At 55.2% G+C, this 25,830-nt stretch carries 27 protein-coding genes; 5 read left to right on the top strand and 22 right to left on the bottom strand.

Features of this window, described 5'->3' with window-relative positions; genetic code table 11:
* Positions 1–10 precede the first annotated feature (10 nt).
* Positions 11–205, bottom strand: coding sequence for a 50S ribosomal protein L35 (rpmI, locus tag RSAL33209_RS03185; RefSeq protein WP_012244192.1), 195 nt, complete (start codon positions 203–205; stop codon positions 11–13).
* 122 nt (positions 206–327) lie between these two features.
* On the bottom strand, positions 328–1,380 hold the full coding sequence (gene infC / locus RSAL33209_RS03180; protein WP_233494263.1) for a translation initiation factor IF-3: 1,053 nt from the start codon (positions 1,378–1,380) through the stop codon (positions 328–330).
* 322 nt (positions 1,381–1,702) lie between these two features.
* Between infC and RSAL33209_RS03175 the strand changes: the two genes are divergently transcribed.
* Positions 1,703–2,080 (top strand): DUF1844 domain-containing protein, encoded by a 378-nt coding sequence (locus RSAL33209_RS03175; RefSeq protein ID WP_012244190.1) that lies wholly within the window; start codon positions 1,703–1,705, stop codon positions 2,078–2,080.
* Position 2,081: 1 nt separating this feature from the next.
* Here the strand turns inward: RSAL33209_RS03175 and RSAL33209_RS03170 are convergent, their stop codons facing one another.
* The gene (locus tag RSAL33209_RS03170; RefSeq protein ID WP_012244189.1) at positions 2,082–2,840 is read right to left on the bottom strand and encodes a TetR/AcrR family transcriptional regulator; all 759 of its coding nucleotides are present in this window, start codon (positions 2,838–2,840) and stop codon (positions 2,082–2,084) included.
* Positions 2,841–2,971: 131 nt separating this feature from the next.
* On the opposite strand from RSAL33209_RS03170, the gene RSAL33209_RS03165 reads away from it, so the two are divergent.
* Positions 2,972–3,892: an NAD-dependent epimerase/dehydratase family protein gene (locus RSAL33209_RS03165; RefSeq protein ID WP_041685093.1), complete on the top strand. Its 921-nt coding sequence runs from the start codon at positions 2,972–2,974 to the stop codon at positions 3,890–3,892.
* 14 nt (positions 3,893–3,906) lie between these two features.
* On the opposite strand, the gene RSAL33209_RS03160 is transcribed toward RSAL33209_RS03165, so the two are convergent.
* From RSAL33209_RS03160 to RSAL33209_RS03130, 8 genes are all read right to left on the bottom strand, one after another.
* Positions 3,907–5,187, bottom strand: coding sequence for an MFS transporter (locus RSAL33209_RS03160; protein WP_012244187.1), 1,281 nt, complete (start codon positions 5,185–5,187; stop codon positions 3,907–3,909).
* Between the two features lie 58 nt (positions 5,188–5,245).
* Positions 5,246–6,217 carry an SseB family protein gene (locus RSAL33209_RS03155; RefSeq protein ID WP_012244186.1) on the bottom strand — a complete coding sequence of 324 codons (972 nt, stop codon included), beginning with the start codon at positions 6,215–6,217 and terminating at the stop codon, positions 5,246–5,248.
* On the bottom strand, positions 6,214–6,948 hold the full coding sequence (priA, locus tag RSAL33209_RS03150; RefSeq protein WP_012244185.1) for a bifunctional 1-(5-phosphoribosyl)-5-((5-phosphoribosylamino)methylideneamino)imidazole-4-carboxamide isomerase/phosphoribosylanthranilate isomerase PriA: 735 nt from the start codon (positions 6,946–6,948) through the stop codon (positions 6,214–6,216). Before priA ends, RSAL33209_RS03155 begins: the two co-directional genes overlap by 4 nt.
* A 33-nt stretch (positions 6,949–6,981) precedes the next feature.
* Entirely contained in the window at positions 6,982–7,137 is a 156-nt protein-coding gene (locus RSAL33209_RS17735) for a hypothetical protein (protein ID WP_012244184.1), read from the bottom strand.
* Positions 7,138–7,794 (bottom strand): imidazole glycerol phosphate synthase subunit HisH, encoded by a 657-nt coding sequence (hisH, locus tag RSAL33209_RS03145; RefSeq protein WP_233494262.1) that lies wholly within the window; start codon positions 7,792–7,794, stop codon positions 7,138–7,140.
* Positions 7,794–8,396, bottom strand: a complete 603-nt coding sequence (gene hisB, locus RSAL33209_RS03140; protein WP_012244182.1) for an imidazoleglycerol-phosphate dehydratase HisB — start codon at positions 8,394–8,396, stop codon at positions 7,794–7,796. Before hisB ends, hisH begins: the two co-directional genes overlap by 1 nt.
* A 30-nt stretch (positions 8,397–8,426) precedes the next feature.
* Positions 8,427–9,539, bottom strand: coding sequence for a histidinol-phosphate transaminase (locus RSAL33209_RS03135; RefSeq protein ID WP_041685092.1), 1,113 nt, complete (start codon positions 9,537–9,539; stop codon positions 8,427–8,429).
* 142 nt (positions 9,540–9,681) lie between these two features.
* The gene (locus RSAL33209_RS03130) at positions 9,682–10,086 is read right to left on the bottom strand and encodes a LysM peptidoglycan-binding domain-containing protein (RefSeq protein WP_080503746.1); all 405 of its coding nucleotides are present in this window, start codon (positions 10,084–10,086) and stop codon (positions 9,682–9,684) included.
* A gap of 308 nt (positions 10,087–10,394) precedes the next feature.
* Between RSAL33209_RS03130 and lexA the strand changes: the two genes are divergently transcribed.
* The gene (gene lexA, locus RSAL33209_RS03125) at positions 10,395–11,135 is read left to right on the top strand and encodes a transcriptional repressor LexA (protein ID WP_041684362.1); all 741 of its coding nucleotides are present in this window, start codon (positions 10,395–10,397) and stop codon (positions 11,133–11,135) included.
* A gap of 58 nt (positions 11,136–11,193) precedes the next feature.
* Here the strand turns inward: lexA and RSAL33209_RS03120 are convergent, their stop codons facing one another.
* Both RSAL33209_RS03120 and hflX read right to left on the bottom strand, forming a co-directional pair.
* A complete protein-coding gene (locus RSAL33209_RS03120) occupies positions 11,194–13,281 on the bottom strand; it encodes an ATP-dependent DNA helicase (RefSeq protein WP_012244178.1) in 2,088 nt (695 codons plus the stop codon).
* Between the two features lie 6 nt (positions 13,282–13,287).
* Complete coding sequence (gene hflX / locus RSAL33209_RS03115; protein WP_012244177.1) at positions 13,288–14,868, bottom strand: GTPase HflX; 1,581 nt, start codon at positions 14,866–14,868, stop codon at positions 13,288–13,290.
* A 550-nt stretch (positions 14,869–15,418) separates the two neighbouring features.
* On the opposite strand from hflX, the gene RSAL33209_RS03110 reads away from it, so the two are divergent.
* Positions 15,419–16,027, top strand: coding sequence for a class I SAM-dependent methyltransferase (locus tag RSAL33209_RS03110; protein WP_041685089.1), 609 nt, complete (start codon positions 15,419–15,421; stop codon positions 16,025–16,027).
* On the opposite strand, the gene RSAL33209_RS03105 is transcribed toward RSAL33209_RS03110, so the two are convergent.
* The 8 genes from RSAL33209_RS03105 to RSAL33209_RS03070 form a co-directional block, all read right to left on the bottom strand.
* A complete protein-coding gene (locus tag RSAL33209_RS03105; RefSeq protein WP_012244175.1) occupies positions 16,011–17,540 on the bottom strand; it encodes an amino acid permease in 1,530 nt (509 codons plus the stop codon). The two genes, RSAL33209_RS03110 and RSAL33209_RS03105, sit on opposite strands and share 17 nt — an antisense overlap.
* A gap of 128 nt (positions 17,541–17,668) precedes the next feature.
* On the bottom strand, positions 17,669–18,592 hold the full coding sequence (gene dapF / locus RSAL33209_RS03100) for a diaminopimelate epimerase (RefSeq protein ID WP_012244174.1): 924 nt from the start codon (positions 18,590–18,592) through the stop codon (positions 17,669–17,671).
* Between the two features lie 28 nt (positions 18,593–18,620).
* The gene (gene miaA, locus RSAL33209_RS03095) at positions 18,621–19,553 is read right to left on the bottom strand and encodes a tRNA (adenosine(37)-N6)-dimethylallyltransferase MiaA (RefSeq protein WP_012244173.1); all 933 of its coding nucleotides are present in this window, start codon (positions 19,551–19,553) and stop codon (positions 18,621–18,623) included.
* A 9-nt stretch (positions 19,554–19,562) separates the two neighbouring features.
* On the bottom strand, positions 19,563–21,110 hold the full coding sequence (gene miaB, locus RSAL33209_RS03090; protein ID WP_012244172.1) for a tRNA (N6-isopentenyl adenosine(37)-C2)-methylthiotransferase MiaB: 1,548 nt from the start codon (positions 21,108–21,110) through the stop codon (positions 19,563–19,565).
* Between the two features lie 57 nt (positions 21,111–21,167).
* Positions 21,168–22,412, bottom strand: coding sequence for a coiled-coil domain-containing protein (locus RSAL33209_RS03085; protein ID WP_012244171.1), 1,245 nt, complete (start codon positions 22,410–22,412; stop codon positions 21,168–21,170).
* Between the two features lie 290 nt (positions 22,413–22,702).
* Positions 22,703–22,897, bottom strand: a complete 195-nt coding sequence (locus tag RSAL33209_RS19935; RefSeq protein WP_012244169.1) for a RecX family transcriptional regulator — start codon at positions 22,895–22,897, stop codon at positions 22,703–22,705.
* Positions 22,898–23,080: 183 nt separating this feature from the next.
* Positions 23,081–24,136 (bottom strand): recombinase RecA, encoded by a 1,056-nt coding sequence (recA, locus tag RSAL33209_RS03075; protein WP_041685083.1) that lies wholly within the window; start codon positions 24,134–24,136, stop codon positions 23,081–23,083.
* Positions 24,137–24,413: 277 nt separating this feature from the next.
* On the bottom strand, positions 24,414–24,641 hold the full coding sequence (locus RSAL33209_RS03070; protein WP_041684360.1) for a DUF3046 domain-containing protein: 228 nt from the start codon (positions 24,639–24,641) through the stop codon (positions 24,414–24,416).
* Positions 24,642–24,720: 79 nt separating this feature from the next.
* On the opposite strand from RSAL33209_RS03070, the gene RSAL33209_RS03065 reads away from it, so the two are divergent.
* The gene (locus tag RSAL33209_RS03065) at positions 24,721–25,248 is read left to right on the top strand and encodes a MarR family winged helix-turn-helix transcriptional regulator (RefSeq protein WP_012244166.1); all 528 of its coding nucleotides are present in this window, start codon (positions 24,721–24,723) and stop codon (positions 25,246–25,248) included.
* A 78-nt stretch (positions 25,249–25,326) separates the two neighbouring features.
* On the opposite strand, the gene RSAL33209_RS03060 is transcribed toward RSAL33209_RS03065, so the two are convergent.
* Positions 25,327–25,761, bottom strand: a complete 435-nt coding sequence (locus tag RSAL33209_RS03060; RefSeq protein ID WP_012244165.1) for a helix-turn-helix domain-containing protein — start codon at positions 25,759–25,761, stop codon at positions 25,327–25,329.
* Positions 25,762–25,830 lie beyond the last annotated feature (69 nt).

The raw sequence follows: 25,830 nt of genomic DNA, 5'->3' as shown, positions 1-25,830 counted from the left end.
GTTGAATAAGTTAGATGCCCAGCATCTTCTTGATGTTTTTAGCATCTGCCGGTGAAACCGTCTTGTCTGCTGCCAGACGACGGGTCAAGGTGCTCGGCTTGTGCTCGAGGTAGTGACGGCGGTTGGCCTGCTGGCGCTTGAGCTTGCCGCTACCGGTCAGCTTGAAGCGCTTCTTGGCACCACTGTGGGTCTTCATCTTCGGCATGGAAACCTATCTCCTTAAATCTCCACCAGCTAGGCCGGTGGTTCTCAGGCAACAACCCGGCGGGTTGTTGGCGTTTATTTACGCCAGTTTGCTTTCCGAAGAAAGGCATTCTGGCTATTCAATCAGCTAGTGGGCCCAGTTTCTTCTTTGGGCGCTGCTTTCCGGCTGACTGCCGGTTTAGCTGCTGCGGGCTTTGCCGCAGCTGGTTTCGGTGCTGCTGGCTTCGCAGCCGGCTTAGGAGCCGCCGGCTTTGCGGCAGCGGCTGGTTTAGCAGCAGTTGCTGGCTTTGCGGCAGCTGGCTTAGCCGCTGGAGCTGCTTTGGTCACAGCCGCTGGCTTGTCCTCCGTTACCTTGGCAGCAGCTTTCGGCGCTGCTTTAGCTGCGGCAACTTTCGGTGCTGCTTTAGGCGCTGCAGCCTTAGCGGCAGCTTTCGGCGCTTCAACCTTTGGAGCGTCAGCTTTCGGAGCTTCGGCAACCTTTGTTTCTGGCACCGAGACTTCAGCTTCTTCAACCGCTTCAACGACAAGCTCTTCTTCAGTTTCGGTCGCGTCCGTGGACAAGTGCAGACCGTCAGGAAGCAGATCGGCAAGGCTCTGAGTCAACGGGCCGGAACCAGTCTCGACGTCGATCCGCGCGGTGCCGTCTTTTACAGCCTCGTTGCGGGCCTTGTCTTCAACACGTTGTGCAGCACGACGAGCTTCAGCTTTTGCCTCAGCCTTGTTCTTCAACGGACCGATGACCATAACCATGTTGCGGCCGTCGATGCGTGGGGTCGATTCGACTGCGCCAACTTCAGTAACGTCTTCCGCAAAGCGGTTGAGCAAACGAATGCCCATTTCAGGGCGTTGCTGCTCGCGACCGCGGAACTGGATCATTGCTTTGACCTTGTCGCCAGCACCGAGGAACCGCAGCGCGTGGCCAGTCTTCGTCTCGTAATCGTGCTTATCGATTTTAAGCCGGAACCGGATTTCCTTCAGAACCGTATTGGTCTGGTTCTTCCGGGCTTCGCGCGCTTTCACAGCAGCTTCGTACTTGTACTTGCCAAAATCCATGAGTTTACACACCGGTGGCTTAGCCATCGGCGCTACCTCAACAAGATCCAGGTCCGACTCAGCGGCTAGGCGGAGAGCATCTTCAATCCGAACAATGCCAACTTGCTCGCCTGCTGGGCCCACCAACCGCACCTCCGGGACGCGGATCCGATCATTGATTCGTGGCTCGCTAATGTGTGACTCCTGTAAGTTCTACGTAGGTATCAGACACCGGGCATAAGAGAAGGCCTCCGACTGCCGGTGCAATCGAAGGCCTCGTAGATACGGCTCTCCTCTGGTTTTGCCAAAGGGCCGACCTGTTACCTGGTAACTCCGAGCGAGAAAATCCGCCATCGGGTCGACAGGTGGGAGAGTGCTCCGCTTGCTAGCTGGAAGGCCGTAAATTCTCAATCCGAAGACATCAAGAAATAACGACTTCCAGCCGGTCTATGACAAGCTTAGCAGTATGAGCAGCTTCAATGATAATCAGGGCCACGAACAACACCAGCATGAACAAACTTCAGTTATTCGAGACATCGCAGAGGTACCAGCTGTTGAGGTCATTACGACGGCGGCTGTGCACCTCATGAGCGCCGCGGCCGTCAAAGTGGGACTCGCCGAAGGCCCTGACGCTGAATCGCTTAAGGACCTTGATGAGGCTCGAAAGCTCATAACTGCTCTGGCTGGTTTCGTCACGGCCGCCGCACCGGAAATCGGCAGCCAACACGCCGGACCCTTGCGCGATGGATTGCGTTCATTGCAGCTAGCATTCCGCGAAGCCTCAATCTTACCCGACGCTCCCGGTCAGGGCCCAGGCGAGAAATTCACCGGCGCCGTCAACTAACTCAAAGCAGGTACTGCGAGCTCATTAGTTCACGCCCTTGAGTACCGCTGAGACCCAGCTGAGCCGCCCAATTTCGCATCACCGCGTCGAAATAGACTCGATTATTGGACACCGAGCCGACAAAATGCCCGAACAGTTCGAAACTAATCAGGCCAAAAAGATGACTCCACGCAGCAACTCCGACGGCAATCATGTCCGGTTCGAGCGCGCTGCCAAAGTGTTCAGTCAATGTTGCCGTCAATGCTGCCCGCTCCTGGGGCCACTCCGACGGCGGATGATGAAAACCACGCCCCTGTACACCGGTTGCGGTGGCGATCATCAGCAGACCTACCCGGCCAGCCGGCTCAATCGTCTCCGGCGGGGCTTGATAGCCGGGAACGGGCGAGCCATAAATTAGCGCATATCGGTGCGGATTAGCTATCGCCCAATCCCGGCTACCGTGACAGACGGCTAAAAACTGTGCCAGCCTCGGCTCAGAACCAGCAGCGTCATACTGAGCTTGTGCAGCATCCGCCAGCTCGTTATAGGCCCGAACGATAAGAGCAGTAAGAAGAGCGTCCGCACTGGAAAAATATCGATAAATTGCCGACGAGACCATGCCTAGCTCGCGGGCTATTGCTCTGAGCGATAACCCATACGCTCCTTTTTCCCGAAGCTGCGCCTCCGCCAACGCCAAAATCTCACTCAGAATCTGCTCCCGTGCACGGGCACGTACGCCGCGTCCGGACCGTGCCTCAGCTGCAGGGTATGACTCATTCATAAGTTAAGTCTGCCATTTCAGAGCACCGAACACAAATGAGATCAGTGCTCTTGTAATTGAATAGTCAGTGATCTATGCTCAAACAAGAGCACCGCTCTCCTTCTCTCTTATTCTTCATCGCAGGAGTACTCATGGCCAAGCAATTCATCCTCGGCGCCGGACTAATCGGTTCCGAACTCAGCCGTCAGCTCGTCGCACGCGGCGACCAAGTCGTCGTCGGCACTCGAAGCGGCACGCAATTACCTCATGCCGCCGCCGTTTCAGTTAATGCGAACGACGCTTCGGCTTTGACTCAGGCACTAACCGGCGCTGAGACTCTGTATATTTGCACGAATCCGCCCTATGAGCTCTGGGCCAAAGAATGGCCGGCAATCGGCGCGGCAACGATCGAAGCAGCTCAGAATACTGGCGCAAAGCTGATCATGATGGGTAATCTCTACGCGCATGGCATTCCAACGAAGCCGATGACAGCTCAGACCCCCTTCACTCCGGCAGACACCAAAGGGCAGATTCGAGCCGAGCTCTCTGAAGCAATCTTCGCTTCGCACCGAAGGGGCGATATCAAAGCGGCAGAAATCAGAGCGAGCGACTATTTTGGTCCAGCAGCTACGGTCAATGCACACCTAGGGAATGGCTTCTTTGAACCACTTCTTGCCGGAAAAACTGCTTGGGTAGTAGGCAATCCAGCGCTCAAACACAGCTGGGCTTACATTCCTGATATTGCAAAAACTATGATTGCGGTTGCCAATAGCGACGAGGCGTTAGGCCGTGCCTGGATCGCGCCGCACGCTAGTGAAGCGAGCCGGAACGACATTGCCGATCAGGTTGCCCACATTGCTGGAAGGCAAGACAATCCCGGTAAGGTCGCGGGGATTCCGCAATGGCTACTTCGCGGCATTGGTCTCATCAACCCTAGAATGCGAGAGGTGGCAGCTAGCAGTTATCAGTTCCGGCACGAGTTCCTGGCCGATCCGAGCGAGACTGAACGCGCCTTTGGCTTCAGCGCTACGCCGTTTGCCGACGCGCTAGAGCCGACTCTGGCCTGGATATGACAAAACCCGGCGGCCTAAACTAGCGCAGCGCGCCGGCGCTTCCACAGGGCCTGGGCTACGATTCCGGCAGCGCCGAGCACGGCGGCAATCACGCCGACTGTCACGAAGCCGCCCCAGGGGCCAACCATGTCGATCGCTAGGCCCGCCATCGGCGCCCCTACTGCACTGCCGAGCGTGATCGCAGACCCGAACCAGCCCATTGCCTCGCCACGGCGCTGTTCCGGGACCAGATCCGCAATCCATTCTGAGGTCGAGGACAGCGCCGGTGCGCAAAATAAGCCCGGCGGAATGCTCAAGAGCACCACCGCCCAGGTCTCATGCGCAAAACCCATTGGCACCGTGAGCACGGCCATAATCAAGAGCAGCCACAGCGGATTGATTTTACGATGCAAGGCACCATAAATAATGCCGCCAACTATCGAGGCCGCGCACCACACTAAGAAGACAATTCCGATCTGTTCCTGCTGGCCATGCTCACGCAATAAGCCCACAATTCCGACGTCGGTTCCGGTCAAAGTTAGCCCGGTGGCTACGGCCGCCCCCAATACCGCAATAACCGAGACACTCATCCAGCTAAGGCTGCCTTGGACTTTGTTGAATCGACGTCGAGCGGCACCGGTTACCGGCAGTACGACGTTGCCGCCGATCTCCGCCGGAGCCAATTCCTCCATACAGTCCACCGCGGCATCTGCTTCATCTTGGTAGCTGCCAGCTTGGCCACTACGCGTCGGTGGATTGAACCAGAACAAGAACAACCCGGCCAAAGAGGACGAGATGCCAATAACGACCAGCGCAGCATAAGTATTCACCGCAGCTAAGGCAACGCCGGCAGCTGGTCCCACCATGAAAGTGAGTTCGGTGCCAATTGAATCCAAGGCGTAGGCGGTGCGTCGTTGCGTTGAGGAGACCATCACACCGAGCGCTTGCCGCACAATAGTGAAAATCGGTACGGCTAGCGCGCCACCGATAAGTGCCGCAACGATCAAGAATGCATAGGGTAGGAACGGTGCAATTGACCAGATAATTGCCTCGGTGATGATGGAAAGCACCAACGTCCTGCGCAATCCGTTTTTGTCGAGCAATTTGCCGCGCCATGGACCGCCAAAAGCGATACCGATAGTTACCGCTGCCGTCACACCACCGGCCGCGCCATAGCCTAGACCTAGCGTGTTGACCACGTGCAGCGTCAACACCATTGCCGAGGCGGCATGCGGAACTCTGGCCAGCATTGCCACAATCAAAAGACGACGTACCGCCGCGACACCTAAAAGCTCGCGATACTGGCCGAAATCCACTGCTATCCACCTTCACTTGTTCTCGGGCTAACTTCAACAGCCCCAAGTGCCGATGATGCTAGCTGCGGTTTTCTGGATCCTCACGATCCGGTACTTCATTACTTGCGCTGTGCACGCTGACTTCCAAGGAGTCAACCCGTTGCGCGAACATCTCATTCCTGGCCAGCGCAGTTTGAACGGAGGCCACGAATGCGTTGAGCGAATCGGCTGAAAGTCCGGGCCGTAACAGTAGCACTAACCTCAGCTCCGGTCCGGCTCCCCCACCAGAGCGTATGGCACCAGCTGGCCCCGCTGATCGGATCCCGGCTCCCGGCAAAATATCTAGGCCGAGCAAGTTCGATCCGCGCGCAGTTTGCTTGCCCAGTCTATCTTCGAGATCGGCTGAATCTAGCGCCGAAAGCACCGATCTTATTTCTTGATGCAGTTCTAAGTCCGCGTAACTCGGTAGCCAACGGCGTTGCTGCGCTAAAGCCCACATTGCCGGACGACGCACTACGAAGGTTATTTCAGATCCTGGATCTAAAACCAACAGTTGCGCATCCTCCGCAGCCGCTGATAGCGCGGCTCTGGGCGCATAAACGGCTACTGGCCGAGCCTGCGGGTGCCAATCCGTGAGATTCTGCACGGTGCTGAACACCGGCAAGGCACTTCTTCCGTCCGGAGCTGACACCACGACCAACGCCATTTCAGATTCTTTATCACCCTGAAGATCGTCGTGCGAACCACTAACTTCGACTGATTCAGTCACCGTTGCTGTGGCCACGATCGGGACGAAAACCCGGGCCTGCGCAAGGCTGGCCACTACCGCGGCTTCATCAGCACTACCCTCGACGAGCCCAGCAAGTGCCAATGACAACTCTTGATTGGCGGCGCCGTCGTCATCGTCAAACTGGTGGTATTGCTCGTTTAGCTCTCGCCCTTGCCAAGGCTGCCCGGCGGTATCGCTCTCGCCACCGGCGCCGCGCAATGCCGCCGCAATATGTGGCGGCAGAGCTGCACTCCCCTGTTGCTCATGCCCGGATTGATTCATCGCCTGCCGGCAACATCCAACGCTTCTGGCAAGGTGAACGCGCCAGCATAAAGGGCTTTACCCACAATTGCGCCCTCTAAACCGTGCGGAACTAGCGCGCGAAGTTGCACCAAATCGTCCAAGCTAGATACTCCACCAGACGCTACTACTGGCCTATCGGTGCGTTCCAACATCTGTTGTAAAAGTTCAATGTTCGGCCCACGCAGCGTGCCATCTTTAGTGACGTCGGTCACCACGTAACGTGCGCAACCGGCGTCTTCAAGCCTGGCCAGCACTTCCCAGAGATCCCCGCCATCTTTCGTCCAACCGCGTGCGGCCAGAGTAGTGCCGCGTACATCAAGGCCAACGGCAATCTTGTCACCAAAACGTTCAATGGCCCTTGCAGTCCACACCGGATCTTCCAACGCTGCGGTACCCAGGTTCACCCGCTCCGCACCAAGCTTCAAGGCACCTTCAAGTGAGGCGTCATCCCGAATACCACCGGAGAGCTCTACTTTTACGTTCAATTGCGCCACGACATCGCGGAGCAATGCTAGGTTCGAGCCTCGGTCGAAAGCCGCGTCCAGGTCAACCAGATGCACCCATTCAGCGCCGTCTTGCTGCCAAGCCAAAGCAGCATCGATCGGGGCACCGTAGCTTGTTTCGCTGCCGGCTTCACCCTGCACTAAACGCACGGCTTGACCGTCAGCAACGTCAACGGCGGGCAATAATTCGAGAATCATCTCGGTCATGGTTCCTCTGGTTCTTTTTGCGTTTCAGGCGAATTATTGGTTAAGAGTGAATAGGTAGGCGGCAACAAGCGACATCACCGCGACGACGGCGAACGCGATCGGCACCCAGCGTGGGGCCTTTTGCTGCCAGAAGGCGATGACGCCGCCGATCATCAGGCCGCCTAGGCCCATCAAGAGAAGCGGAATCATTCAAGCCACCTGGTTCCGGCCGGTCGCTGGAAGCGAATCGACCCAGTTTTTTAACAACCGAGCTCCGGCATCGTCAGATTTCTCGGGATGGAATTGTGTTGCACAGAGTGGGCCATTTTCCACTGCTGCAATGAACTTGGCGCCGTGCTCGCTCCACGTCACCGCGGGCGGTTTCATTTTTGGCTGGGTTACATCGAAATCCCAGTGCTGCACGCCATAAGAGTGCACAAAATAGAAACGCTCATCACGAACACCGTCGAAAAGCATGCTGTCCGCCGGAGCCTGGACCGTATTCCAACCCATGTGAGGAACTACGTCTGCAGGAAGAAGCTCAACTGTTCCCGGCCATTCGCCCATTCCTGGTTCCGAATTTCCGTGTTCAACACCAGCCTCGAAGAGAATCTGCAAGCCTACGCAAATGGCTAAGACCGGCCTACCACCTGCGACTCGCCTGCCAATCATTCGAAGTGCATCGACGCTTTTAAGCTCTTTCATGACGGTAGCAAAAGCACCCACTCCGGGCACCACCAGCCCATCAGCGTTGAGCACATCGTCGGCTTTAGCACTGAGCGTCACTTCAGCCCCGGCTCGTTCCAATGCACGCACGGCAGAGCGAACGTTTCCTGAGCCGTAATCAAGAACCGTTACGGTAGCCATCACAGCAGTCCCTTTGTCGACGGAATGCCATCGACACGCGGGTCCGATTCGACCGCGGAGCGAAGCGCTCTGGCAAAAGCTTTAAACTGAGCCTCAACAATATGATGCGGGTCTCGACCGGCGAGCACTCGCATGTGCAGACAAATTTGCGCGTGCAAAGTTATCGCTTCGAAGACGTGCCTGGTGAGCGAACCGGTGAAGTGACCGCCAATGAGGTGGTACTCCTGCCCCGCTGGTTCACCACTATGCACAAGGTAAGGGCGACCGGAAACGTCGACGACGGCGTGTGCCAGTGCCTCATCGAGCGGAATCGTTGCCTCACCGAAACGCCGGATTCCGGCTTTATCGCCCAATGCGGTGCGTAGTACTTCGCCCAGGGTAATAGCCACGTCTTCTACTGTGTGATGCACGTCGATATCTGTGTCACCCGACGCTTTCACCCTCAGATCGATGAGTGAATGCTTTGAGAGCGCAGTCAGCATGTGGTTGTAGAACGGCACAGTCGTCTCAATCTCAGACTTGCCCGTTCCATCTAGGTTCACCTCAACCAGAACAGAAGACTCGGAGGTGCTCCGTTCCAATCGCGCAGTGCGCATGCTCATGAGTTTCCTTTGTTGAATCAGAGTATTGATCTAGTCTACGGAACCGTGCGGGACCGGATTCCCTAACAATCTGGCGGTATGTTCAAGAAAAGCAGAGGTCTCTTGTTCGGTACCCGCTGTCACCCGCAAACTTCCGGCTATTCCGACGTCGCGAATCAACACGCCAACATCGAGCAAACCTTGCCAAAGCCCTTGCGGATCCGGCACACCGCTGAAAAAGACAAAATTGGCATCAGAACGAGCCGGGTTAAGCCCCAGCTGCCGGAGTCCCGCCACAATGCGATCACGTTGGACTTTGATGTCTTCAACATTGGCTTGTAATGATTCAGAGTGCGCCAAGGCAGCAATAGCAGTTGCCTGCGTCAAAGCGGAGAGATGGTACGGCAGCCGCACCAAACGCAGCGCATCAGTAATCTCTTCGGCTGCGGCAAGATAGCCGAGCCTCGCGCCTGCCAGCGCAAACGCCTTGCTCATGGTGCGCGAAACGATCAGTCGCTCCCGGCCAGGCAACAAGGTCAGCGCGCTTGGCGCATCACTCTGCGCAAACTCAGCGTAAGCCTCATCAACTATGACAATGGTTTGTGAGGCAGCGCCGGCGTCGTAGACCGCCTCGACAACATCTAAACCCAGCGAAGTGCCGGTTGGGTTGTTCGGCGAACACAAGATGACAACATTCGGCGAAAACTCAAGCACCTGCTCAGCTGCAGCACTGGCGCTTAACGAGAAATCCTCGCCTCTGCGACCGGCTAGATACTTAGTCCCGGTTCCGCTGGCGAGCAACGGATACATTGAGTAGGTAGGCGGAAAACTGAGTAAACTCCGTCCGGGGCCACCAAAAGCTTGCAAGATCTGCTGAAGAACCTCATTAGAGCCATTGGCCGCCCAAATATTACTCAGGCTGAGGTTGTGGCCAAGATAGTTGGCAAGCCATGTACGTAACTCGACGAAATCTCGATCTGGATAGCGGTTCAAACCTGCTAGCGAAAGCTCTACTGCCTTCATAATTGCCGCTTTAGCGTCAGCGGGAACTCCATGAGTATTTTCATTGACGTTCAGTAAAATCGGAACGTCTAGTTGCGGGGCGCCGTAGGGTTCTAAACCATGCAAATCATCGCGGAGCGGTAGCCGGCTCAGTTTCGCCATCCGCTCTGCGGGAACTTGTTCACTCACCGAGCTAGTTTACGGGAGGGCCTCATCTACTGCGAAAACAGAGGCGATGTTACTCGTCACGCAAGTAATTCACATCGCTCTAACCGCGGGCCGGAAAACCTGAAGAAATGAACGTTTATTTACCCGGCACAAAAATCTGCTGCCCTGGCGACAATACCGAAGTCGACAAGCTGTTGAGCTGCACAATCTCAGAAACCACATCACGAAGATCACGATTAAGGCCCGCTTCAGCAGCGATCGACCAAATCGATTCACCCGACTGAACGGTTACCTTACTTGCCTCGATACCAGATGCAGAGTCGACGCTGGCTTTCAAAGGAGAGGTCAAAACACCCACCAGCACCAAAGCTAAAACGGCGAGCAAAACGAACGGCACCCCGATAAATACCAATCGTCCCCTACGCGTCAGCCGAAGGGACCGCTTTGAAGGTTCTACGGGCTTCAAAACCTCGCCGGAGCTACCTTCGCTCGAAACTGTGGCACTGATCCGTCGAACTGAATGAATACTGATTGCCGACATCGCTATCACCTTCCTGGTCGTCGATTCGAATTCGTGCCCCATGGCTGACATTTGCCATACCGATCTATAGAACATGTTTTCGAATCATCTGATACATTTTTAGCACATGTAAACGAGACTTGCCAAGACTCGCTAGAACATATATTTGAATTTGGGCCCCGAGTGCCTTAATCTGAAGTCAGACCTTGCTAAGAAGGCGACACTCGAAGCTGTTTCGTTCATGTCACTATTCCATCAGCGAGCACCGACAGTATTCGTTGATCGATCTAGCAAGGTACCTAGTTCCAAGCTCTGGAAGGTGGATCGAAATGGCAGCACAGGACAATCAGAATGGGGCGCTCTCCGCGCGCGCCAAGCTGAAGGGCCTCACGATGCGACAGAAGAAGATTCTGGAATGCATCCAACGCTCCATTAGCGCCAACGGCTATCCACCGTCGATGCGCGAAATTGGCGATGTTGTGGGCTTGGCTAGCCTCTCTAGCGTTACGCATCAGCTTTCGCAATTAGAAAAACAGGGCTATTTACGCCGAGATCCTAAAAGACCCCGAGCTATGGAAGTTCTTATTCCGCTGACTCTTGAAAGCGGCTCCGTTGACATTGAAGGACTCGAAGATGCTGAACAGCTTCGCAGCTCAGCCAAAGGTCTCAACGTCGCTCAATTAGGTAGCGCGCAGGACACCGCAATGGTGCCTCTCGTCGGCCGAATCGCTGCCGGTGGGCCAATTCTGGCGGACCAAGTGGTAGACGATGTGATGCCGCTGCCGCGTCAGCTAGTCGGCCATGGCGAGCTGTTCATGCTCAAAGTCGCCGGGGACTCCATGATCGACGCGGCTATCTGCGACGGCGACTGGGTGGTTGTCCGACGTCAAAATGAAGCGATCAACGGCGATATCGTTGCCGCGTTGCTCGATGATGAGTCAACAGTTAAGACCTTCAGGCAGCGCGATGGGCATACTTGGCTTCTGCCACAGAACACGCAGTATGAACCGATTTTGGGTGACTACGCAACGATTATGGGTAAGGTCGTCACGGTTCTTCGAGCGCTATAAAACGCGGCGCAATACCTCGACGCCCTAACGCTTGCAGTCCTAACGCTTGACGCCTTGACTAATGCGCCAAGCGTTGAAGTGCGGAAAGGGCGACTTTTCGGTCAGTCGTTGCCCAAAATGGCGGCAGGGCGGCGCGCAAAAACCCGCCATATCTGGCGGTTGCTAATCGTGAATCTAGGACCGCAACAACCCCTCGGTCGGTGGATGACCGAATCAAACGCCCTGCACCTTGCGCCAATCTGATTGCCGCATGCGTTGCCGAGATCGACATAAACCCATTGCCTCCTGATTGGGCAACTGCACGGGTCCGTGCCGTCATCAGGGGATCATCCGGCCGTGGAAACGGGATTCTATCGATTGTTACCAGTCGGCAGGAGTCGCCTTGCACATCAACGCCTTGCCACAATGACATGGTGCCAAAAAGACAGGTGTTTGGCTCGGCTTCAAACTGCTTGATCAGCGCCGCCATCGAGGTTTCACCCTGACACAAAATATCCAGTTGAAGACGTGACCTCATTTCAGCTGCCGCGTCCTCTGCCGCTTTCCGCGAGGAGAAGAGGCACAAGGCTCCGCCACCTGAGGCCAATAAGAGTGCTTCCAACTCGTCCAATTGTGCGGGCGAGTTACCGCGCCCGGGCTTCTCTAAATGAGCTGCCACGTACAACATGCCTTGTTTCGGATAGTCGAACGGACTGCCCACATCGGCGCCGGTCCAGCTTGGCGCGCCATTGCCTAACAGGCCGAGCCCGCCCGCTGTAGGTTCAAATGCCTCACCGATAGCAAGCGTTGCCGAAGTCAGGATCGCGGTGTGTTCGCCAAAGAGGCCATCACGTAGTTTCATGGCAACACTGAGGGGCGCGATATTGACCGTTGCGGGCTCAGCTTCATCCGCTGGAGCGTAGCCTCGCTTCGGATCAAAGTTGCCTTGTCTCGAGATCCAGACCACTTCGCCAGATTCAGCAACCGCCAATAGCCGCTCGCACAACTCCAAAATCAGCAGTAACCGTGATCGTGCCATTTGTCGGCCGCCGTCTGAGACTTGTGAAGACTCGCCTTTGGAGTCAGACAACGCCACCCGAGTTGCTTCACGAAGCATGCTGATCGCATCCAATTGACGCTGCGCCAAGCCGTCCGGCAACCAACCGGCCTCGACTCCGTGCAACACCTCATCCAAGGCATTCGCGGCTGCGTGTAGGTCATCAACGCTGATTGCGGTGTGCCGACGCGCGCCGCTTGCCGCCGCATTGACCATCGCCGAAGAAAGTTGTCCTGAAACAGTGCTAGTTACTCGATCGACGAGCTCATGGGCTTCGTCGACGACCACTACGTCATATTCAGGTAATACCGCGAGGCCTTCAAAGGCGCTAATCGCCAGCATTGCGTGATTGGTCACCACAACGTCTGCTTTCGCACCACGGGCCCGCGCCTGTTCGCTAAAACATTCGGTCGCCATCGGGCACTTTTGCGCACCAAGGCATTCAATCGAGGTAACTGAAACCTGGCGCCAGGCTCGATCTGTTACGCCGGGGGTTAGTTCGTCTCGGTCCCCCGTGCTCGTCTCCTCAGCCCACTCCCGCAAGCGCACCACCTCGCGACCCATTGCAGTAGTGGGACCGGAGCCTGGTAGGTGCACCACCGATGTGTCTTCACCTAGGGCAAAAAGCTGGCCGTCTTCAGGCTCGTCGGTCGGAAACCCGCCGGAGACTTTGTGCCGACATAAATAGTTGCTACGGCCCTTGACCAAAGCCACGTCGATCTTCCGGCCCAAAACTGGTTCGATCGCGGCTAGTAGCCTTGGCAAGTCCCTGCCAACGATCTGGGCTTGCAGGGCAAGCGTGGCCGTCGCAACCAATGAGGGTTTGTCATTGCCCAAAGCATGCACGATGAGCGGGATTAAATAGGCCAAAGACTTACCGGTGCCAGTGCCGGCCTGGACTAGCAGGTGGTCGCCCGATTCAATCGAGCGCACCACATGCCGGACCATTTCGTGCTGGCCGGGACGTTGCTGCCCACCCATGGCATTGACCGCTGCATCAAGCAGTTCCAATGCCAATTTTTCCGGGTTCTCCGCCGAAACTTGAGCACGAGCTGGCTCAGTTGTCGCGGCATCGCTGGAAAGTGGCGTGTCAGTCGTTGTATCAGCCATTAGTGCTTAGCCCCGGTGGGCGAACTCCTTCAGTTCAGCGGCCAGGCCTTCTCGGACCTTTACCTTGAGCCAAGTGCCGGCTTCCCCGTGCTCCTGACTCAGTATTTCAGCATCTGTTTGATGCAATTTACTGACCAAGTCGCCCCGGTCATAAGGAATCATCAATTCCAACTCCACTCCGGGTCGCGGAATGGCCTGGCTAATGAGTTCTAAGAGCTCATCAATACCCTGACCAGTTCTGGCCGAAACCAAAACTGAGCGAGTTTCACGCTGAGTCAGCCGCTGAATCACCAGCGGGTCCGCGGCGTCAGCCTTATTGAGCACAATGATCTCCGGGATCTTACGCGCATCGACCTCGGAGAGCACCTCTCGGACCGCCGCAATCTGCCCTTCTGGGTCTGGATGCGATACATCGACAACGTGCAGGATCAAGTCCGCGTCCGCAACTTCTTCCAAAGTCGATCGAAAAGCTTCCACAAGTTGCGTTGGCAACGAACGCACGAATCCCACGGTGTCGGCAAGCGTAAACCCGATGCCATCCGGAGTTGCTGCCTTGCGGACGGTTGGGTCCAATGTGGCGAAAAGCGCGTTTTGGACGAGAACCCCTGCGTGAGTGAGGCGATTAAGGATTGATGACTTACCAGCGTTGGTGTAGCCAGCGATCGCCGCTGAAGGAACCTCGGAGCGACGCCGATTGGCCCGTTTCGCTTCTCGCGCTGGCTTCATCGCAGCAATTTCCCGCCGCAACTTTGCCATTCGAGTCCGAATTCGACGGCGATCTAGTTCAATTTTTGTCTCGCCAGGCCCTCTGGAACCCATACCCGCGCCGGCACCACCAACCTGACCACCCGCTTGTCGAGACATGGATTCGCCCCAACCACGCAGTCGTGGCAAAAGGTACTCAAGTTGAGCTAGTTCAACTTGCGCTTTACCTTCGCGAGACTTGGCATGCTGAGCGAAGATATCAAGGATCAATGCCGTTCGATCAATTACCTTGACTTTGACGATGTCTTCGAGTGACCGGCGCTGGGAGGGTGCCAGCTCGGCATCCACCACGACGGTATCCGCTCCGGTAGCGGAAACGACATCCTTCAATGCGAGCGCTTTACCCGAACCAAGAAAGGTGCCTGGATCTGGCTTAGACCGGCGTTGTACTAGGCCATCGAGAACTTCGGAACCAGCGGTTTCAGCAAGCGCGGCAAGTTCTCGAAGCGAGTTCTCCGCGTCGGCCAACGTGCCTTCGCTCCAGAGCCCGGCCAAGACCACGCGCTCTAGGCGAAGCTGCCGATACTCGACTTCAGTCACGTCATCGAGCTCAGTGGACAAGCCAGCAACGCGGCCCAAAGCCCGCCGTTCCTGTAGATCCTCTTGCTCGCCGTCGTACTCGCTGTGTTCTTGACTGAGACTGCTCAGCGCCTGGGCTCGTCCGTCCAGAACGCCATCGTGCGCATCCTGTGGCGAGCCGCCTTTGGCGGTGTCCTTGGCCAAGATTCGATCAATAACAGCTTGAATTTCTGCCGGGCTCATATCCTGACCGGCAGCATCGCTTTTCTCGATTCCTTGGTTGGACTCTTCCTGAGTGGTCATATTCTCCTTTTAGAACTGAGACTTCTATCGTAGTCCGAGGCACTGACAGCCTCGGTATCTTGCATCTGGTCTTTTGGCTTAGCAGTCATCTAGACCTCCTAAAGTTTGCTGAGATAACGGTGGCAGCGATAAACGCGGCAATAATCGCGGCGGAATTCTGCTTCGTTTTAAATGCTTGCGTGCATGAAAGTTTGAATTGGTTGGCTTAAGCCGTCGGGAGTGCTGAAGTTGTTGTTCACTTCCGTGCCGGTCGCGTAGACGTGCAAATAGCGTTCGGCTTCGGTGAAACCCGTGTCTCGGTGTTGGCGCGCTGATAGGCGCGAATAATAAATGGGGGTGACATGGATTCCTCAAAATTCCAAAAGCGAACAAGCTCGATATGTTCAACGGATGAACGGTTTCGTCAGCAAAATGCGCGAAATCGACGTTCGATGCTCAGGCTCAGGCTCAGAGATGAGCGTGCGCAATTAGAGGAAAATCAACATGTGTCTACTATATCAGGCCAGAGTCGAAGATTCTCGATGCGAAGCTCAAAGCGGCTATGGTGTCTTTGATGTCAGATCATTACTTCAGCGCCGCGCCCGGGAGCGCCCACAACCGCCGTCAATTGCGAGTTTCGCTCGGAGGCCAAGAACGCCTGCTCAACACAGATTCTGGGATTTTCTCCCCTGAGGGGATTGATAAGGGCGCCGCTGTGTTGCTCGCCGAGGCGCCAGCTCCAGCCTCCGACGGCGATTTGCTTGACATCGGTTGCGGCTGGGGTCCGATCGCGCTGACGCTAGCGTTAAAATCTCCGCAAGCTCGAATTCATGCCGTGGACGTCAATGAACGTTCGCTCGCTTTGACCGCAGAAAATGCAGCTGCGTTGGGCCTGGGCAATGTTCAGGTAAGTCAACCGGACGAACTTGACCCGTCAATTCGATTTCAGACCATTTGGTCCAACCCGCCTATTCGGGTAGGCAAAGACGTATTGCATCACATTCTTCGAACCTGGTTACCCCGACTGACCCCGAGCGGAACAGCCTATTTGGTCGTCCAGAAGAACCTCGGCTCAGACTCTTTGCAGCGTTGGATTACCGAAGAGTTCGCTGACCTTGAGGTACGCAGATTTAGTACGGCTAAGTCCTTTCGAATCCTAGAAGTCAGGCATCGGGACTAGTACCTTTTTGTCTTTTGTTCGGCTCTCTGACCGGTAGATTCGCCACCACCGGATACGCTCCAGTGAAACCTTGACGTTGCTCAGCTAATTCGCGAATACGTCCACGAAAGACGAACCAACCTAGGATCAGCAACGGAATAATGATCACTAACGAGGACACTGTGAAGGTGCCAATCGGGTAGTCGAAAGACATCAGAACGAGCACGGTTAGCAAGAAAAGCAAAGTTAAATAGCCCGTATAGGGTGCGCCGAATAGCCGAAATGATGGCCTCAGGAGTCGGCCCTTCTTGGCCCAATCGGCTAGTCTCATCTGGCAAAGCACAATCATCGCCCAGGCTGAGATGATGCCCAGTGACGCCACGTTCAGCACAATTTCGAATGCTTGCGACGGATAGATAGCGTTGAGCACAACGCCCAGCAAGCCCACAAAGGCAGTCAAGGCAATACCGCCGTAGGGAACGCCAGATTTGTTCATCCGAGCGGCGAATTTTGGCGCAGATCCTGCCATCGCCATCGAGCGGAGCACTCGACCGGTGGAATACAGGCCAGCGTTGAGCGAAGACAGGGCTGCGGTCAACACCACCAGATTCATAATCGCGTCGATACCTTGAATGCCAATCGAGCCAAAGAAGGTGACAAATGGACTTTCCCCTTCTTTGTAGGAGTTAAACGGCAGCAAAAGCGAGAGCAAAACAAGCGAACCAACGTAGAAAATCGCGATTCGGAAGATAACCGTGTTAATTGCTTTCGGAATGATTTTGGCTGGATTTTCGGTCTCACCAGCTGCTGTACCCACGAGCTCCACCGAAGCGTAGGCAAAAACCACACCTTGAATGACGACGAGGGCGGGCAAGATCCCGTTCGGGAAGAGACCACCATTATTGGCAATAAGGCTAAACCCAACTTCATGCCCAGCAATTGGGGTGCCAAAAATAACGAAATAGATCCCGACCAGTAGAAAGGCGACCAGGGCAACGACCTTAATCAGTGCGAACCAGAATTCCATCTCGCCAAAAACTTTTACCGAAACCAAGTTCAGCCCCAGCACAATCACCAGCGCGGCCAAAGCGTAGATCCACTGCGGAACCGCACCCAAGGGCGCCCAATACTTGCCAAAGAAATTCATATAAAGTGCGACAGCGGTCGAGTCCACAATCGAGGTCATCGCCCAATTGAGCCAGTACATCCAGCCCGTGACAAAGGCTGCCTTTTCACCGAAGAACTCTCGAGCGTACGAGACAAAGGACCCCGATGAAGGCCTGTGTAACACCAGCTCGCCGAGCGCACGTAAGATAATGAATGCGAAGAATCCGCAAATTGCATAGCTGATAATCAACGACGGACCAGCGCTGGCTAGGCGTCCCCCGGAGCCCATAAAAAGTCCGGTTCCGATCGCCCCACCAATGGCAATCATTTGGATCTGACGGTTCTTCAACCCTTTGTGATAGCCGGCATCTTCAGCTTCAAGAATGTGTTCCTTGCGCACTGAATCCGTTTGGCTCTCGCTCGCCATTGTTGATTACCCCTCCGCCCGATGCCTTCGGATGCGCCGGCGCCAAAAAGACAGTCTACTCCAATTACGTGAAAGTGGCCTGGAAGTTTCGCCAAGTGAGCTACCCGGTGTTAGAGGCTAAGCGAAAATTAGGAAAACACTCCACGCGCGACGATCACCGCTGGTCCAGAAAGCTCAACGTGTTCGGTTTGATCTTCTGCCACAAAGAATTTCGCTACTACCGAGCCACCTGGCACATTAATTTTCCATTCAGCAGGTGCCCCTTCACCGGCCCAAAATCGAGTCGCTGCCGCGGCGGCACATGCGCCAGTGCCGCAAGAAAGCGTTTCTCCGACGCCACGCTCAAAAACGCGCATGCTGATCTCGGCAATTCCACCGACTACCAACGGGTCGTGAGGCAGTGCGAATTCAACATTCGAGCCGTGTTCCGGCACAGGATCAACGATCGGAGCACGGTGCAGGTCAAGTTCATCGAGCTCAGCACGATGTGCCAACGCGACCAAAGTATGCGCATTCCCGGTGTTGATAGACAAAGCCGGTCGCGCCACATCCAAGCCATTTGCGGTAACTAATGAATCAACGCCACGATCTTCAGCGGTCTGTGGCATCGTAAATTTCCATTGGCCCATATCCACTGAGAAGCCCGCTGCCGTTCGCCGAACAAGCTTGACGCCGTCGCGTGTTCCTATCGGCAGTATTTGACCAGGCTCGAGCCAGACCAACTCCGACTCGAGCAGAAACTGCACAAAAACTCGAACACCATTTCCACACATCTCTGAAATTGAGCCATCCGCATTGCGGTAGTCCATAAACCATTCGGCATGTGGATTAGCGTCCAGAACTGCTGTTCCTTCGGCGAGTTCGCGAGATTTTATCGCTCGAATAAAGCCATCAGCGCCGATACCTCGGTGCCGATCGCATGCCGCCACCACCGTTGCCTCATCGATATCGTGAACACCGTCAGGATCTGCGATCAAAATGAAGTCGTTACCGGTTCCATGGCCCTTAGAAAAGCTCACTCCGGTAAGCCGGTGCAGCGCGGTGCTAGTCATGATTCAAGCCTACGGTATTCAACTACGCTTAGAATCTGCTGAGCATCTCCTTTGCCAAAGCCGGAAGTTCAGGGGAAGCGTAATCGAGCCATTGAACCCTTGGATCGGCAGTGAACCAGGTGATCTGACGCCGCGCAAATTGTCTGGTAGCAATGATCGTGTCTTCGGCTGCCTGTCCCCGGCTGTAATCAGGCTCACTCATAGTCCGCAGAAACTGCAAGTAACCCAACGCCCGCGAAGCGGTTTTGCCGTCGCTAAGCCCTCTGAGCGCAAGCCCAGCGACTTCTTCCGGTAGACCAGCTTCAACCATCGAGTGAACTCGGCGAGCCAGGCGTTCGTGCAAACCTGCGCGATCTCCGTTCAAACCGATCTGAAACGTCGGTTGAACATACTCCCGTTGCGGCATGAAAGAGGAAAATGGCCGGCCGGTTAATTCGTAGACTTCAAGAGCACGAACGAGTCGTTTCTCATCGCCAATACGCTTCTCCGAGATTGAATCAACGAGGCGAAGTCGGTCTCTAAATTTTGCTATGTCAGAATCAGCTAGTTCGCTTTCCAGCCGACGGCGTAGCTGTGGGTCGGTGCCAGGAAATTCGAGTACGTCGAGGGCTGCCCGAAGATAAAGACCAGAACCACCAACCAGGATTGGATGTAGGCCTCTGGACTGAATATCCTCGATGGCTTCGCGAGCTTGCTCTTGATAACGCGCAACGCTCGCTTCTTCGGCTATCTCAAGCGTGTCCAAAAGATGATGGGGAATTCCACGGCGCTCCGCTAAGGTCAGCTTTGCGGTGCCGATGTCCATCCCTCGATAGAACTGCATTGAATCGGCGTTGATAATCTCGCCGCCGATTTGTTCGGCTAGCGCGAGGCTAAGTTCGGACTTCCCGGTACCGGTGGCACCGACAACCGCGATCACTATCGGTGGATTGATACCAATTGCATTGCTGATTCGCGCCAAGGTGGCTGCTTATCGAGCTGGCAAAACAGGAATGGTTGGCATGCCAAGTGACACTGAGCTTTTTCCACCATCGGAGGTGCCCTGCGCGCCGTTAGGCACACCACAAAACTCTGCTTGGGCAAGGTCCCAGGCGTCCCCCGCTCGAGAACGCCTGAGTCGATAGACACTGCCGGGCAGCGGATCTGCCACTAAGTGGAAACTGGCAGCCTCGGTAATCGTTACGGTAACCAAATCTCCTGGCCGAGGAGTCTCTTCGCCCTCCGGAACGGCGAAATGCACCAGTCGGCTGTCTTTCGCACGGCCCGAAAGTCGTTGAGTTTCAGCCGCCTTTTTGCCACTACCAGCCGTCACCATAAGTTCGACTTCGCGGCCGATCTGCCGGGCATTCTCTTCCGCGCTAATTTGGTCTTGCAAAGCCGTTAAGCGTTCGAAACGCTCTTGGACTACTGCCTTAGGCAATTGGTCCGGCAGATCCGCAGCGGGAGTGCCTGGTCGCTTCGAATATTGGAAGGTGAAAGCTGTGGCAAAACGTGACTTTGCTACTACATCAAGCGTCGCTTGGAAATCCTCTTCAGTTTCGCCAGGGAAGCCGACAATAATGTCGGTCGAGATTGCCGCATCCGGGATTTGCGTTCGCACTTTGTCGAGAATGCCTAGGAACTTGCTCGAACGATACGAGCGCCGCATGTCTTTGAGAACTTTGTCCGATCCTGACTGCAGCGGCATGTGTAGTTGCGGCATTACATTATGCGTTTCGGCCATTGCCTCAATGACGTCTTCAGTGAAGGCTGCCGGATGCGGGCTAGTAAAGCGCACTCGCTCCAGGCCCTCGATCTCGCCGCAAGCACGAAGAAGTTTTGAGAAGGCTTGGCGGTCGCCAAACTCCACGCCGTAGGAATTTACGTTTTGGCCTAATAATGTGACTTCAATGGCGCCGTCCTCTACCAATGCCTGAATTTCCGCGAGGATATCGCCCGGGCGTCGGTCTTTTTCTTTGCCTCGCAACGATGGCACGATGCAAAAGGTGCAGGTGTTGTTGCAGCCTACTGAAATCGAAACCCAACCGGAGTAAACCGCATCACGTTTAGTTGGCAACGTCGAGGGGAAAACGTCAAGCGACTCAAGGATTTCAAGTTGTGCTTCTTCGTTGTGCCGAGCGCGTTCCAGCAAAGTGGGCAACGCACCAACATTGTGAGTCCCAAATACAACGTCCACCCAGGGCGCCCGTTTGAGAATCGTGTCCCGATCCTTCTGCGCAAGACAACCGCCCACGGCAATTTGCATGCCAGGGTTAGCTTCTTTAGCTGGCGCTAGCATGCCGAGGTTTCCGTAAAGTTTGTTATCCGCATTTTCACGAACCGCACAAGTATTGAAAACAACGACGTCGGCCACCTTGCCTTCGGCTTTCACGAGGCCGCTGCGTTCCAAGAGCCCGGCCATTCGCTCCGAATCGTGAACGTTCATTTGGCAGCCATAAGTTCGCACCTCATAGGTACGTGGGGTTACAGATTCGTCCTGTTGATGCGCAGATTCTTGCGGGGAAACGGTCAAGGTCACTCAACAATCTTAAGCCAACAAGGCTTCAGAGTAGAATCTTCGTCAAAACCAACGAACTCAGTACCAGCCGGTGGCTTGTGAATGTGCCCAGGCGCCGCAGGGTGAACCGTAACGGCCTTTGATGTAATTCAGTCCCCAAATGACCTGAGTTTGATAGTTAGTCAGCCAGTCGCCAGCGATTGAGCCCATCTTCGAGGCAGGCAACGACTGTGGAATGCCATAAGCACCGCTGCTGGGGTTAGTCGCATTGGTTCGCCAACCGGACTCACGGTTCCACAATTGCAATAAACAACCGAACTGATCCTGTCCCCAGCCGAAACCACTGAGGTTTGCCGAGGCAAAAGCTTGCGCCCCGGCGGGGTCGTTAAGTCCGCCACCAGGAATATTCGGCGGTGTCACGGGCGGCGTCAACGGCGGTGGGGTGACCTGTCCACCGCTGCCAGGGGGCGGGGGCGGTGGTCGAAGAGCTGCTTGGCGTGCAGCTTCCTCTTCCGCTGCTCGTTGCTTTGCTTGTTGTGCTTCTTCGTACTGCGCCTGCGCTGCTACGCCTTGCTGATATTTCTGCTCAGTATCCGCAACGGTGTTGTTGAGTGAAGCCAACTGTGCGTTGAGTTTATCGCTTTGGCTTTTGGTGCTGGATACCTGGTCCTCAACGGCCTTTTGTGCGGCAACAGCAGCGTCGTATTTAGACTTTGCTGCGTCATTGAGCTTGCTTCGCTCGTCTTGAGCTAGTTTCTGTTGGGCCTGTAGCGATTCGGTGCTCTTCTTTGCCGCATCAGCTCGGCTATACAAGTTCGCAGCATTTTGTGCAACCACATTGATCAGATCGAGTCGTTGCAATCCATCCGAAGACTGCATAGCACCTAGTGCAGAAAAAATGCCCAGATTCCCGCTACCAGTCTTATATGACTGAGCTGCCAGGCTGCCGGCTTCTTTCCGAAGTTTCTGAGCCATTTCGTCAGCTTGCTGAAGCTGGCTACTCAGCATCTCTTCTTTACTCGTGGCCGCGTCGAGGTTGGATTTCGCGGTCAGATAGGCGCTTGATGCGCTAACAGCCGCATCACCCAACGTGACCGAGTCAGTTTGTAGCTGGTTCAATAGACCGTTGATTTTGGCAACTTCTGTGGCGGTGCTAGCAGCACTCTGTTTCGCATTTTGCACATCCTGCCAGCTAGGAAACCCACTTGGCGGCGTGTCATCGTCAGCAAGAGCGGGAGTGGCTATGAATCCGGACATCACCAATGCTCCGGTCAACAAAATCACCGGAGCGGAAAGCTTCAACCTGCGCTTGAACCTGAACATACGACTTCCAGGGTAGCCCGATTTAGCTACAAGTTACAGAAAACTCTTAACTTCACAGCGTGTCCTGAGCTAAGACGATTGGTTCAACGCATCCAACTCTCGATTCACAATCGAGAAAGCCAGACCGGGTTGATAACCTTTCCTCGCCAGCATCGAAACAAGACGACGGCAGAGTTTGTCTCTTGCCCCACGGTCCTGAACATCAGTTGTTGTGCGCAACTTTCGACGTATCAATTGCTCTGCAGCGCTCGTTTCATCGTCGTCACTAAGCTGCGCTAAGGCTTCATCCGCTAGTTCTTTGGATATACCTTTTCCGAAAGTTCGCGGCGTAACGCGCCTTTGGCCAAAGACCTTGATTGTGCGCGCGACCGAACCCACATTTTTGCAAACTCAGCGTCATCGATCAATTGAACTTCTTCAAAACGGTCCAAGACGATCTGAGCAACTTCGCCCGGTACCTCCCGCGCGGCCAATTTATCCGCCAATTGCTTCCTAAGCTCTTGGGCGAATTGGTCAGCTGCCGCAGCACGATGGCTCTCGCAAGCGCCTCAGGGTCCTGTTGAACGGCTGCTTTTTCACGGGCGACCATTAGTTAACCCTCCTGTTAAGCCAACTAATGGTCGCAACCGAATCGCTCGAGGCCCGAAATACTGCATCGTGAGATGAACTTAGGCGCCGTCCACGGCACGCAATTTCGAGGCAGCCTCATCTTCGGAAGTTGTTGCCTTGACGCCAACTCCGAGCTTTTCCTTAATGAGTCGCTCGAGTTCCTCTGCCAGTTCCGGGTTATCTCGAAGGAACCGTCGAGAGTTCTCCATCCCCTGACCCAGTTGGTCACCTTCATAGGTAAACCAGGATCCTGATTTTTTGATGATGCCATGTTCCACACCCATGTCGATGATCCCGCCTTCACGCGAAATCCCCTGACCATAAATAATGTCGAATTCAGCGATTTTGAACGGCGGGGCCATCTTATTTTTCACGATCTTTGCCTTCGTGCGGTTACCCACCGAATCAGCGCCCTCCTTGAGGGTCTGAATTCGCCGAACATCAATGCGTACCGACGCGTAAAACTTCAAAGCCTTGCCGCCGCTGGTGGTCTCCGGGCTACCGAAGAAAACGCCAATTTTCTCGCGCAACTGGTTAATGAAAATTGCGGTAGTTTTGGTCTGGCTGAGACGCCCGGTGATCTTACGTAGCGCCTGGCTCATCAATCGAGCCTGCAAACCAACGTGGCTATCGCCCATCTCGCCTTCGATTTCAGCGCGGGGAACCAACGCAGCCACCGAGTCAATAACCACGATATCCAATGAACCAGAGCCAATGAGCATGTCCATGATCTCTAGTGCTTGCTCGCCCGTATCCGGCTGCGATACTAACAAAGCGTCCACGTCGACGCCCAGCTTTGCAGCGTAGTCAGGATCCAAAGCATGCTCGGCATCGATAAACGCCGCGATACCACCGGCACGCTGCGCATTGGCTACTGCGTGCAGTGCAACCGTCGTCTTACCGGAAGACTCTGGTCCATAGATCTCCACAATACGGCCGCGAGGTAGTCCACCAATACCCAAAGCAACATCCAGCGCAATTGAACCTGTTGGAATCGTCTCAATCGGGGCACGAACTTCGTCGCCCAGCCGCATGATTGAGCCCTTGCCGAACTGCTTGTCAATTTGGGCGAGTGCTGCTTCTAGAGCTTTTTCGCGATCTGCCGATGCTGCCATCATGACACCTCGATGCTTTCTTTTCCGATATTGCGGGCTTACCTGGCCTTGGGCTGAACTTGCGTCCAACCCGCTATCTCCGAGGCTACGGCGGGCCACCGACAATATTCGTCGGGTAGTTCGAAATGGCCGTTACTGTGGATAAATATGGCTCTCGGCCCGATATGCAGGACAAGTAATTTTCTGTTCTGAACTCTACCGTTATCCGAACAGATATTCGAATGGCTCGACGGCGTGTCGCAATTGATTCAGTAACAAGAGATTCGGGAGGCACCGACTAGCGACTCCGTTTAGCTCTAACATCCTTGCCGAACCTGCGATCCAAAGGAACATCCTGCAGTTCGCATATCGCCAGCCAGATCGATTTCGGATCGACACCGGCGTCGAGTGCGTCGACCGCCGATCTGCCACCGGCCGCCGAAAGCACCACGTCACGAGCCAACGAACCAACATAAGCTGGGCCGAATTCGTCTTCCATCAGACGCCAAAACTCGCTTACTCGCATACTGTGATCCTCCCATGGACCTGCAGTCGAATCACAAATCAATCGCCACACGGCAACACATCACCACTACACTGGATCAATGACGACCCCAAAAGATGGCCGCCGACAATCTCCATCCCCCTCCAAGCCCGGCGTGGAGAAACCAGACGAGGCCGTGATCGAGGCCGCTGAAGCTCAGCTCAGCCTACTGTGGAGGCGTTCCCGAGCTGTCTCCTATCAGCTAGCTCGCGAAATCCACCCAGATCTCGACCCCGCCGCGTACGGCTTGCTGGCGATCTTGGCTCGCGAAGGCTCTATGCGCTTGACGGATCTGGCCGCAAACATCGGGGTTGGGAAGCCTTCTGTGAGTAGGCAAATCGCTTTTTTGGAGAAGATTGAATTAGTTCACAAGCTCGATGACCCGCTCGATGGTCGTGCTCAGTTGATCAATTTAACCGCTCGCGGGACCAAGCAAATTGTCACCGTCCAGTCGGCCAGAAAAAAGGCCATGGACGACCGGCTTGCAGCCTGGTCGCCCGAGGACGTCAGGCATCTTGCTCGGTTGCTGGGTAAGTTCAATGACGAGTTTGAAAGCTCCACAACGAGCAGCAAAGAAGAAACTTCCTAGCTCAAAGTGAACCTACGAGGGCCGGTTCTATACCTCGCAGTATCGAACCGGCCCTCGGTTTATGTCTTTATTGTTGGTCTAGTTATAAGCGGGTGACGGGAACTCGGCGGAAATTTCATCGTCCAAGGTACGGCCGTATCGAGCGGCGAACTCCTGAGGAACGGTATCTGGAACCGAGACGCCTTCAGCGATTGCCAGGCGGTCGCTCACTTCGCGCAACATGAGCGAAAATGGCACATCCAAAGCAGAGCAGATCGAGGACAGCAATTCGGAAGAAGCTTCCTTTTGTCCGCGTTCTACTTCACTCAAATAACCTAGCGACACTCTGGCGTTATGGGACACTTCACGTAAAGTACGCCCTTGACGCTGACGCAGGTCTCGCAAAACGTCCCCAATTTCGTGTCGAAGCACCACCATCTTTTTTTGCGCTCCGGGAGCCACTTTGGCTTCGTTTGCCAAACCCACATCCCGCCAGCGCACTACGCCGTTTACGGATACGGGTTGTTTCACCATTTGTATCGCTGCTCCTTCTCATCTCCCCGGTCTCGGGGATTGCTTACGTTTTATCCTAGGCGGCTTTTC

Origin of the sequence: Renibacterium salmoninarum ATCC 33209 (assembly GCF_000018885.1) — a bacterium.
Classification (GTDB): domain Bacteria; phylum Actinomycetota; class Actinomycetes; order Actinomycetales; family Micrococcaceae; genus Renibacterium; species Renibacterium salmoninarum.
The sequence above is the reverse complement of the archived record's forward strand: the minus strand, read 5'-3'. Positions and strand labels throughout refer to the sequence as shown.